Raw genomic sequence first — 10908 nt, forward strand, 5'->3', positions numbered from 1 at the left:
CGCCTCGCCCAGCCCGACCACCGCGCGCGCGGCTAGCAGCTGGCCGTAGTTGCGCGTGAACATGCACGAAATGGTGGCCAGGCTCCAAGTCGTGGCCATTACGACGATGCTCTTGACGCGGCTCGCGCGGTCGGCGAACAGCGCGACCGGCAGCGCCGCGCCAGCCGCGAAATAGACGACCGTCATCACATCGCCCCCGTCATTCCGACTCCCGATCTAGCCATCAGTCGGCTGCTGCCTTCGCCTGCGCCGGATCGACCTTCCAACGCCGCTCGGATTTTGGATTTTGCGCCGCAAAGTAGCTAGCAAGCGACGCCAGATCAACGGGCTGAAATGCCGTAGAGCCGGCGCCCAGCAAGCGGGCGTAGTGCGGGCGATCTCATTCTTGGTCTCGTGCAGCGCCATCTGTTGCTTGGCGCGTTCGATTGCGGATGTCTGTCAAATGGTAATACTATGGTGTCGTTCTTGACTTCGGCACTGTCAGTCTTCCTGCCGCGCCACTTCCTTGCCTGACACCTCGGCACGGCTGCTGCGGGACCTGGATGCGGAACCCTTCTGCTTCTATCACGACGACTCTCATGAAAAAAACTGATGCCGCCCCCACACCCGCTGCGGCGACTCCCGTTGTCCCCCCTGCACCCGCCCGCGAGCCTCGCGTTTCGCGCCTGTCCCAACGGACGGTGCCTTCAATGGCGCAGTCGGTGGCTTCCACCGCCGCCAAGTCGAGCTTCACGCAGGTCGTGTCGACCGCGCTGGTACCACCGCCGCACGTCGCGGTCAAGAAAGACCCGAAGCTCGCCAACAACTGGAAGACCAAGACGCCGGAACAGTTGAGCGACGCCGAAGTCATGGCCATGCCCGACAGCGAGTACATGAACGACAGGCAGATGGCCTACTTCCGCCTCAAGCTGGTGGGCCTCCGGCAGGGCATCCTCGAAAGCGCCAGTCAAACCACCGAGCACCTGCGCGAAGACGCCGTGGTCGTGCCCGACCCGGCAGACCGCGCCACCATCGAGGAAGAGCACGCCCTCATACTGCGCACGCGCGACCGCGAACGCAAACTGCTGAAGAAGATCGGGCAGTCGATCCAGCGCATCGATGCCGGCGACTACGGCTACTGCGACGAAACCGGCGAGCCCATCGGCGTTGGGCGTCTGCTGGCGCGGCCTACGGCGACCTTGTCCCTCGAAGCGCAACAGCGCCGCGAGCTGAAACAGAAGATGTTCGGGGACTGAGCGATGGCAGAGAAGAGCCGGGCCGCGTGTGCCTTCGCCGCGATCTGGCGGCCGAGGATGCGTCTGCTTTGGCCACAACTGAGGAGAAAAGTTCAGGCTGCCGCGACCTCGTCGGTCCAGACCTTGAAGGCTTCCAGCGTGATCGGACCGAACGCGGCGGACAGTGCGACATCGCAGGCGTCCCGGCCGCGCGCAATCAACACCCGACCGATTCGCGGCGTGTTATTGCGCGCATCAAAGGTGTACCAACGGTCGCCGAGATAAGCCTCGAACCATGCCGCAAAATCCCCCGGTGCGAAGGGCGGCTGCGTGCCGACATCGCCAAGAAAGCCGGTGCAATAGCGTGCCGGTATGTTCAAGCAGCGACAAAGCGCGATCGCCCGGTGGGCGTAGTCGCGGCACACGCCCTGACCTTCGTTGTTGTAGGCGCCCAGGGCGGTGCGCGTGCGACTTGCATTCTGGTAGCCGAACTTGATGTGTTGGTGCACGAAATCGCAGATCGCATGCACGCGAAGCCAGCCGGTGGGAGCCGAGCCAAAGCGCTGCCAAGCAATCTCGGAGAGCTGGTCGGTCTCGCAATACCGGCTGCCAATCAGATAGACCTGCAACGATTCCAAACCGGCACCTGCGTGGCCGAGGACACCACGAGATCTTGTGCGCCGCTATTGTGGATCAGCGCGTCGGTGCTGAGGACGAAGCGACCCTGAGGCGCCACGATGTGGGTGCACCGGTTACCGAACAGATCGCGCGGCACGCAGTGACAGGCGAGAAAGACGCAAGATGACGAACTTGGGCCCCGGAATCAGCGTCGCTGCGCCCGGCCCCTACGTGCCCTCGATGCACTTGTGGGTGACTTGCGAAGAAACCCGCTCCAAAGAGCGGGTTTCTGGGCGATGCGGGAGGGAGGGGCGAACCCCTTGGAGCAAAGCTCCCGTGGCGGGATGAGCCACTGAGTCCACCGTTGCATCACCATAGTTCGATCGGCCCCCGCCGAGGAAGTTCCGCGTCATTTAGCCGTCGGTACGGCCGATGGTTCAGGCCGTGGCGCACTTATCGGACACGCAGCAGGTCAACCGCTCGGATCCGTCCGCAATGTGCTGGACCGAAGCGGTCCTCAACATCCAAGGCATCTAAAGGCCACGCCGGCGTTGGTGGTGCACGCCTCGTCGCGGGGACGCGCCCTGCGCAGGCGTACAGTCGCGCATCAACATGTCGTTTCGGTGCTTGTCTCGGCGACTGAAGGCGACGTTAACCGACTATCGGGTATGTCCCCAACCCTTTCACAGGAGGGTGCCCATGAGCGAAAAGTCCGCAATCGACGAAGCACGCTTTGCACAGGCCGTGCAACTCGTTGCCGCAGCCGTATCCGCCATGAGCAGCGAACGGAGCTTTGATGCGCTCACTCACCAAGACGTCATTCGAGTGGCCCTGATTCGCGTGTACCAGACGCTTGGGGACGCGCGTGACGAAATTGAGGGTCATGTGCGCAGCAGTCCGGATTGACCCGGTCCAGCCTGCGCCTATGGTGGCCGCAATGGGATACTGGGGAACGCGAGTTCGGTTACCGTGCCTCGCGGTCAATATCGCTACACAGCGTCTCGTCAAGGACGGGCGTCTTCCCCTCAATCAGCCGCGTTCGAGCCGCCTCCACTGCAGCCTTGTGCGCGACCTCTGGCAAGATGCGTCCATTCATATAGTCAGCGACCAGGGCTTCGGCGGCTTCACGGAAAAGGGCCATTGCATATCTCCCCAGCCCCTCGGGGGCATGTAGACCTCAGCGGCGAGCGCCTCGCTGGCGACTTATGCGGGGCCGTGTGCAGTGCGTTCTTCAGTTGCTCGCAAGCAGCCGAATCAGGTTCCCGCGCCGCCGCGCCATGTTCAGTACCGTCATCCGACATTCCCTTCCCGGCCAAGCCGAGAGCGACCAGTGTGCGCGCTTTGGAGACGTTCGTCGCTCCATGCGGGATGCGGCCCCACTCGCATATCCGCCAGGGGATTCAAACTGCTTCCAGTAAGGGCTTCAGCCGCCCAAAGACCGCCTATGATTGGCATGATCGCGGTCAGACTGCTGGTGGGCAGGGGCATCGTACTTTCGTTGTCGCGGCGCGCGCTCGATCGCTGATCTGAACCGGAGTTGCAATACCCATCACCGGCGCAACGCCAATTCTAGGACTCCCGTTTCCAGGCACTTGCCGCCGGCTTTCCGGGTAGTGGGCACGCCTTCGAACACCACCTGAGTCGCTCCTATGGCCAGCGGGCCGCAGGCGATGTAAGTGTGACCGGTGACCCAGCCGATGTCGGCCGCGCACCAGAACACGTCGTCGTCGTGCAGGTCGAAAGTCCATGTGGTCGTGAATGCCGCATGCAGCAGGTACCCGCCGGTCGAGCCCGAGGTGTAGAGCAGGAAGTGGGGGTGCTCGGCGTCGACCCATTCGGGCTCGCAGGTATCGCTCTTGCCTTCGGTGACTTCGTGCATCCACTTGTCACGCGACAGGTGCCACGCAATCTTGCCGCCAGGGCGGCGGTACACGATGACGTCCCTGACCCCATTGCATCCGTCCAGCGCGATGGCTTCATCGACGATAGCCTTCAACGCCAGTGGCTTGCCATCGCGCAGTTGCTCGTCGGCCGTGATCATAATCACCGCGCCGCCGTCCTAGTCCACTTCTATGAGGACTTGTTTGTCAAGCCGTCGTGACTGCGGTCAGTGGCGACGACGTAGGGTGGCATTGGGTATGCATCTCAATCCGAGGTCGGGGCATGGCGAACGTCTGAGCCAGTGCCCGGACGAACTTCTATCCGTGCAAGGCGCGGACCTTGCACCACATGCTGCATGCGCGCGAAGCGCACTGGCAGACCCCCGGTTACCGAGGCGCCCCTTCTGAATTGACGGTCACTGCAAAGTGACCCGTGGACTAGGCGGGCGCGTCGACCTTTGATGATGATGTGTTTCATAGCCACCGTGCGTTAGAACGAGGCTGCTCGGACCTCAGGCGGCGGCTGGCTTGAGCGACGCCCCGGCCGGGATCTCTCCGTGCTCGAGGTAGCGCCAGAGCGCGATCCCCAGCCTTCTGGCCAGGGCGACGATGCCTACGCGTCGCATGCGCTTGCCTCCAGCAGCGAAGCGCCGATTGAACCACTGGCTCAAGGCGCTTTCGGGTTGCAGACGCAACCAGCTCCAGGCGAGTTCGATCAGCAAGGTGCGCGCTCGCTTGTTGCCAGCCTTGCTGATGCCTTGCTCGATCTGTCTGCCTCCGCTGTCATAGGGTGTGGGTGACAGACCCAAGCAGCCGGCGAGCTCGCGCCGGTTGGCGAAGTGCCGCCAGCCGAACAACTCCTTGACCAACACCCAAGCGCCCTTGGGTCCGATGGCGCGCAGCAGGGCAAGCTTCGCCACCAGCGGTTGCTTCCCATCTGCCAATTCCTGGCGGCGCTGGGCCTCGATCATCTTGACCTGCTGCTTGACCAGAGTCAGCCGCGCGCACTCGCGTTCGATCTCGGCGCGCAGCAATGGCGGTATCAGCTCCCAATTACGTTCCCACCAGCGCGCCCAGTCTCGTCCGCCGATGATCACGTGTGGGCGCAAGTTGTGCAGCCCCAGCAGCGCGCCAATGCGATTCGTGTGTGAGGTTCGCTCTTGCGTCAGCCGGGCGAACTCGCGGTGCGTGCGGCGCGCGTCTTCGTCCTCCGGCGTGGGCTCATGCACCACCCCCCACACGTGCTCGCCGCGATGATGGCGCAGCAGCATCGCCAGCAGCTTGTCACCATCAAGCCGGTCGGTCTTGGCGCGCCTGGCGTGTCGGTTCACCTCAATGCTGGAGGAGTCGACCACGATGTTGTCGACACCCTGCTCGACCAACCAGCGGTGCAGCCACCAACCGTCGCGCCCTGCTTCGTAGCAAGAGTGCACCCTGGCCTGCGGCTCGAGCTTGCAGCGCTCCCGGGCCTTACCAATGCAGTGCGCAACTGCAGCCGTGTCTCCGGCGTCCACGTTGTATCGGCTCGGGCCGTGTCGGCCATCGCTCGCCGTCACCTTCCAGGACTTGTCGCCGAGCTCGAAACTCATGTACAGGGCTGGCGAGATCGCCGTATCCTTCACTTGTGGGGCTGTCTGGGTTATCGACATTTCCATCTCCTTTGCCAAGAGGTTGAGGAATCCCGTTTTTAGCTAATCGGGTCTTGCTCGGGTAGTCCCACATAGCATTTGAATCAGAAGAATTGGCGGTGCCGGCGGCCTGGATTGTCATACTTCCATTTGATCGGTTTGGGGTCTTTGTTGTGGGCGCGGATGTAGCGCATGATCTTCTTGTCCAAGTCTTTGACGGAGGCGAAGATGCCGCGGCTGATGACATCACGCTGGATGCGAGAGAACCAGTTCTCGACCTGGTTGAGCCATGAGGAATAGGTAGGCGTGTAGTGGATCCGCACGCTTGGGTGTTGCGTCAGGAACTCCTGCACGAGCGCTGTCTTGTGGCTGCTGACGTTGTCGCAGATGACGTGGATCTCTCGTTTCTGCGGCTGGCTGGCAAGCACGTCCTGCAGGAAGGCGACGAACTGCTCGCTGGTATGGCGCGCGGCGGTCTTGCCAAGCACCTCGCCGGTGGCCGTGTTGAGCGCTGCAAAAAGACTGAGGGTGCCATTGCGCTTGTATTCGAAGCCATGGCTTTCGGCTCGCCCGGGTGACAGCGGCAGCATGCGGTCCTTGCGATCCAGCGCCTGGATGGCCGTCTTCTCGTCCACGCAGAACACGGCCGCGTGCGCGGGAGGATTCAAGTACAGGCCGATCACATCCGCCGCCTTGGCCTCGAAGTCAGGGTCGTTGGAGACCAGATGGCGATCCAGGCGATGTGGCTGCAGGCCGTGCTTGCGCCAGATGCGCTGTACGGCCGAGAACGACACGTCGCCCAGTTCGTCCGCAAGCGTGCGGCTGCTCCAGTGCGTGGACCCATCCGAGGGCTTGTGTTTAAGGGTCTTGTTCAACACCCGGGCCTCCAGCTTGGCCACAGGCCGCACCGGCGCACGGCCCGGATGCACCGACACCAGCCCGGCCAAGCCCTGTATCTCGAAGGCCTTCGTCCAACGCGACACAAACCCGTCGTTGCAGGCCAGCTTGGTTCGAATGTCGACCCTGCGTTCGCCGTCGGCCCACAGCAACACGCAGCGCGCTCGTCGTACCAGCGCCGCACTACCACTGCGCTTGCGGATGATGGCCTCCAACTCCGCGAGCGAGTGCGTGCCGACCACCGTGCGTTGCGCCCACACGCGCTCCGTGGCTTCGTCAAATGCCGGGGCGCTTCGGCCGGTCCCGGCTATGTTCGTTAGCAGACAGAACCGGCACAAGTTCGCGCGCAGACTGACATCGACGATGCGTGGCAAGCGCATTGCAACGATGGAGCAACCATGGCGATTCATCACGCGCTGTCGGGTGAATTGATCGACGTTCGCCCTTTCGGAGCCGACCTGGAGAACACAACGACCAGATCGCTCTACAAGTCTGGGCACCTTCAAGTCCTTCGAGTGATCCTACGGGCCGGCAAGGCCATGCCCGCCCACCAGGTGCCAGGTGAAATCACTGTCCAGTGCCTGGAAGGTTGCATCGAGTTCACTGCGGGAAAAGTTCAATCGATGCGCGGTGGCGATCTGATCTGCCTGGCAGGCGGCGAGCTTCATGCTCTCAAGGCGCTCGAAGACTCCTCGGCGCTCGTCACTGTCCTACTGCACGGCGCATAGCCGTCGAACCCTCGCCAGCCAAGGAGTCATTCAAAATGAACACTGAACTTGACGCAACGGATTCAATCGCGGGCTTCGCCGCGCAACCCGTGGCCGAAGACGACGGCCCGCTGTCGCCCTGGTGGCTGCGCACCATCCTGATCGTGATGGTGCTGGGCTTTGCCGGGCTGATCACCATCACGCACCTCGCCTATCGCAATGCGCCCCCGATCCCGGCACAGGTCGTGGATGCGCAGGGCCGCGGCGTGTTCACTGGCGAAGACATCCTGGACGGCCAGACGGTGTTCCTGAGGTACGGCCTGATGGCCAATGGCAGCATCTGGGGCCACGGCGCCTATCTCGGCCCGGACTACAGCGCCGAGGCGCTGCATCGGATGGGGGACCGCACGGCCGATGCCATCGCGCAGCGGCAGTACGGGCAGCCCTTCGCAGCCCTCGCGGATACGCAGCAGGCCGCGGTGCGCGGCGAAGCCATGGCGACCCTGAAGACCAACCGCTACGACCCCGGCAGCGGCACGCTGCAACTCACCGCGCCGCAGGCCACGGCGTTTCGCGAGGAGATCGCGCACTGGACCGACTACTTCCACGACCCGTCGCGCAACGGCGGCCTGAAGGCGGCCCTCATCACCGATCCGACGGAGCTGCGCCAGTTCTCCGCCTTTGTCACCTGGGCGGCATGGGTGTCGGTGACGGCGCGTCCGGGCGCGGCCTATTCGTACACGAACAATTTCCCGTATGACCCCAGCGTCGGCAACCTGCCCACCTCCGGCGCCTTGCTCTGGAGTGCGTTGAGCCTGACCGTGCTGCTGGCCGGCATCGCCACGGTGCTGCTGGCGTTCGGCAAGTTCGACTACCTGGGATGGATCACGCGCGGACATCGCGTGCATCCGCAGATGTTGCCGGGGCATTCCGGCAAGGGCCAGAACGCATTGGTGAAGTACTTCGTGGTGGTAGCAGTGCTGTTGCTTGGCCAGTCGCTGATCGGCGGGGCGCTGGCGCACTATCGGGCCGACCCTGGCAGCTTCTACGGCTTCCAACTGGAGCGCATTTTCCCGAGCAACCTGCTGCGCACCTGGCACCTTCAGATGGCGATCTTCTGGATTGCCACCGCCTACGTTGCCGCGGCGCTGTTCCTCGGCCGCTCGCTGCGCGTCGGTGAACCCCGATGGCTCGCGGGCTGGACGCACCTGTTGTTCGGCGCCTTCGCGGTGGTGATCGGCGGCAGCCTTCTGGGCGAATGGCTGGGCATCGCGCAGTTGCTCGGCGCGTGGTGGTTCTGGCTCGGCAACCAGGGCTGGGAGTATCTCGAACTGGGTCGAGTCTGGCAATACCTGCTGGTGGCCGGCCTGCTGGCATGGTTCGCGTTGCTGTGGACCTTGGTGCGCCCGGGCACATTGGTGAATTCCGCCGCCAGGCCCATCGTGCGGATGTTCCTGGTGGCCGCGCTCGCGATCCCGGTGTTCTACATTCCCGCGCTGCTGTTCGGCGCCAGGACCAACTACACCGTGGTGGACACCTGGCGGTTCTGGATCATCCACCTCTGGGTCGAAGGCTTCTTCGAATTCTTCGCCACGACCGTGGTCGCGCTCACCTTCTACCAGCTCGGGCTGAGCCGTCGCAACGTCGCACTGCGCGTGATCTACCTCGATGCGATCCTCTATTTCCTCGGCGGCCTGATCGGAACCGGCCACCACTGGTACTTTACGGGCCAAAGCAACTTCAGCATGGCCGTATCGGCCATGTTCTCGGTGCTCGAGGTCGTGCCGCTCACGTTGCTGACGCTGGACGCATGGGACTTCGTGCGGACAACGCGCGGCCAGCGCAATGGCTCCGGCAAGACGATCGTGATACCGCACAAGTGGACCTTCTACTTCCTGATGGCGGTGGGCTTCTGGAACTTCGTGGGCGCCGGCATGCTCGGCTTCCTGCTCAATCTGCCGATCGTGAGTTATTACGAGGTCGGCACCTTGCTGACCCCCGCCCACGGGCATGCCGCCCTGATGGGCGTCTTCGGCATGCTGGCCATCGCGCTGATGGTCTTCGTCCTGCGACAGACCAGCAACGATGCGCGCTGGCCCGGCATCGAGAAGTACATCAAGGTCGCGTTCTGGGGGACCAACGTCGGCCTTGCCATGATGGTTGCCCTGAGCCTGTTCCCCGGCGGCGTGCTACAGGTCTGGGACGTGCTCGAGCACGGCTACTGGCATGCGCGCAGCCTCGACTACATCGGCAGCGGCCGGTCGCACTTCATCGAATGGCTGCGGATGCCGGGCGACGTGGTCTTCATCGTGTTCGGCGCCATCCCGCTGGTCATCGCGACCATCAAGGGCTATATCGGCGTCCGCGCCACGCCCAGGGACATGGGCTTGGTCGACGGCCTGGCACCCGCATGAAGCGACGACGGGCGCTTCCGCCATGCTGTCATGGAGGCAGCGACTCAAGGCAGTGCGCTGCTTACCTCAACGCCCAAGCGGCTGCGATGGCAAGCAGGCAAGTCGCCCCGGTAAGCCACTTTGTCGGGAAGCTTGACCGTCGGAGCGAGCGCGCCACTTCCAGACGGGCAGGCAGCGACTGGACTTCCTCGACGGACCCTTTCGGGTCGAAGCGCTCATCCAGGTCGATCGCTGCAAGAACGGAAGACAACACAGTCGAGCTCGTGTCGTCGTGCTGGACCGCTAGGGGCGTTCGCCCGCGCCGGGGCAGCACGCGCGCGAGAACCAATCGCCCCTTCACGGTGAAGCCGATATCCTCGCCGCTCATCGCCAGCACTCCATGGTCGATCAATGCGGCCAGCCCCCGGCGCACCGATGCCCGCTCGCCGACCGGCACGCTCGCGTGAAGCGCCGTGCGCGACGTCTTGTTCGACCCGCTTCTGGCCAGACGCGCGCGAACCAGCTCCAACAGGACGCCAGCTACTGCGACGCGATCGGACAACCCACTGTCCATATGCCGGACCCCCTCGAGCAATTCTGCGCACCATCGGCATGCGCGTATGTACGGTCACGTACAGACAACGCCGGCGCGCGTCGTCACAGCAATTCGCCGTAAGACTTGCGGTCCGCGGCGTAGCACGCGCATGCCACCCCTTCCAGCCCCTCGCGATCCAGCACTGTCAGGTCGCCGCGCCGGTATTCGATCAACCCCTTGCGCTGCAGCGCACCCGCCGCTGCCGTGATGCCGACACGCCGCACACCCAGCATGTAGGCCAGAAACTCCTGCGTCATGCCAAAGCTGTCGGCGTGGGCGCGGTCCTGGCTCATCAGCAGCCAGCGCGCCAGGCGCGGCCCGATCAGGTGGAAGCGCAGGCACGCTGCCGATGCGGCCAACTGCGACATCAGGACATGGGTGTAGCGGGCCATTGCGCGTCGCAGCGCCGCGCTGTGCGCCAACTCGCGCCGGAAGTTGGTGGCAGTGATGCGCCAGGCCGTGCCGGGACCTTGCACCACGGCGTGCAACGGCGTGGTTGGCACGCCAAGCGCCAAGTGCACGCCCAGCATGCCCTCGCGGCCCACCATTCCGACTTCGAGGCCCGGATGGTCGTCGATCCGGGCAACCAGGGAAACGAAGCCATCGACCGGAAACCATGCGTACCGCGTCTGCGCGCCGCATTCGTACACCACATCGCCCAGCACGAGTTGAACCGGATCGCACACAGCCAGCAAACGTTTGCGGTCTGCGCTGGGCAGCAGTTCGATGAGGCGGTTCTCTGCGGTGGCCAAGGGACGCTTCTGATGTGTGAGCTGCCACAGTCTGCGCGACACCGCGCGCGCTGACTGTCTGCCAGCGCACACAGCAGCAAATGACGCAAAGCGCCCCACTGCATTTGCAAGCCCTTAGTCTTACTGTGTTATTTAAATTACTCCCGCTGGTACCGTAGGCAACAGGGACACCGGGGCAGGTTACGAGCCAGCAGCGCGCCGATACGCAACCGCAAGCTCGTGAT

Annotated in this window: 10 protein-coding genes and 2 pseudogenes; 4 read left to right on the forward strand and 8 right to left on the reverse strand. The window is 63.8% G+C overall.

Annotated elements, in window-relative coordinates; all coding sequences use genetic code 11:
* Window positions 1-186 (reverse strand): annotated as a pseudogene (locus WKW80_RS36625) (hypothetical protein); the annotation flags it as partial.
* Between the two features lie 392 nt (window positions 187-578).
* Here WKW80_RS36625 and dksA point away from each other — a divergent pair.
* Window positions 579-1235 carry an RNA polymerase-binding protein DksA gene (dksA, locus tag WKW80_RS36630; RefSeq protein WP_340368465.1) on the forward strand — a complete coding sequence of 219 codons (657 nt, stop codon included), beginning with the start codon at window positions 579-581 and terminating at the stop codon, window positions 1233-1235.
* A 92-nt stretch (window positions 1236-1327) separates the two neighbouring features.
* Here dksA and WKW80_RS36635 read toward each other — a convergent pair whose 3' ends face one another.
* A complete protein-coding gene (locus WKW80_RS36635) occupies window positions 1328-1852 on the reverse strand; it encodes a transglutaminase-like domain-containing protein (protein ID WP_340368466.1) in 525 nt (174 codons plus the stop codon).
* Between the two features lie 679 nt (window positions 1853-2531).
* Here WKW80_RS36635 and WKW80_RS36640 point away from each other — a divergent pair.
* Entirely contained in the window at window positions 2532-2738 is a 207-nt protein-coding gene (locus tag WKW80_RS36640) for a hypothetical protein (protein ID WP_340368467.1), read from the forward strand.
* Window positions 2739-2796: 58 nt separating this feature from the next.
* Here the strand turns inward: WKW80_RS36640 and WKW80_RS36645 are convergent, their stop codons facing one another.
* The 4 genes and pseudogenes from WKW80_RS36645 to WKW80_RS36660 form a co-directional block, all read right to left on the reverse strand.
* A complete protein-coding gene (locus WKW80_RS36645; protein WP_340368468.1) occupies window positions 2797-2973 on the reverse strand; it encodes a hypothetical protein in 177 nt (58 codons plus the stop codon).
* Between the two features lie 456 nt (window positions 2974-3429).
* Window positions 3430-3891, reverse strand: a pseudogene (locus WKW80_RS36650) (AMP-binding protein); the annotation flags it as partial.
* A gap of 333 nt (window positions 3892-4224) precedes the next feature.
* A complete protein-coding gene (locus WKW80_RS36655) occupies window positions 4225-5361 on the reverse strand; it encodes an IS110 family RNA-guided transposase (RefSeq protein WP_422823056.1) in 1137 nt (378 codons plus the stop codon).
* Between the two features lie 83 nt (window positions 5362-5444).
* Window positions 5445-6452, reverse strand: coding sequence for an IS630 family transposase (locus WKW80_RS36660; protein WP_422823058.1), 1008 nt, complete (start codon window positions 6450-6452; stop codon window positions 5445-5447).
* Between the two features lie 183 nt (window positions 6453-6635).
* Here WKW80_RS36660 and WKW80_RS36665 point away from each other — a divergent pair, with 183 nt between their 5' ends.
* Window positions 6636-6965 carry a cupin domain-containing protein gene (locus WKW80_RS36665; protein ID WP_340368471.1) on the forward strand — a complete coding sequence of 110 codons (330 nt, stop codon included), beginning with the start codon at window positions 6636-6638 and terminating at the stop codon, window positions 6963-6965.
* A 35-nt stretch (window positions 6966-7000) separates the two neighbouring features.
* Window positions 7001-9358 carry a nitric-oxide reductase large subunit gene (locus WKW80_RS36670; RefSeq protein WP_340368472.1) on the forward strand — a complete coding sequence of 786 codons (2358 nt, stop codon included), beginning with the start codon at window positions 7001-7003 and terminating at the stop codon, window positions 9356-9358.
* 61 nt (window positions 9359-9419) lie between these two features.
* On the opposite strand, the gene WKW80_RS36675 is transcribed toward WKW80_RS36670, so the two are convergent.
* Complete coding sequence (locus WKW80_RS36675) at window positions 9420-9899, reverse strand: hypothetical protein (protein WP_340368473.1); 480 nt, start codon at window positions 9897-9899, stop codon at window positions 9420-9422.
* Window positions 9900-9994: 95 nt separating this feature from the next.
* Entirely contained in the window at window positions 9995-10684 is a 690-nt protein-coding gene (locus tag WKW80_RS36680; protein ID WP_340368474.1) for a Crp/Fnr family transcriptional regulator, read from the reverse strand.
* Window positions 10685-10908 lie beyond the last annotated feature (224 nt).

Origin of the sequence: Variovorax humicola, from assembly GCF_037889915.1 — a bacterium.
Taxonomy (GTDB): Bacteria; Pseudomonadota; Gammaproteobacteria; order Burkholderiales; family Burkholderiaceae_C; genus Variovorax; species Variovorax humicola.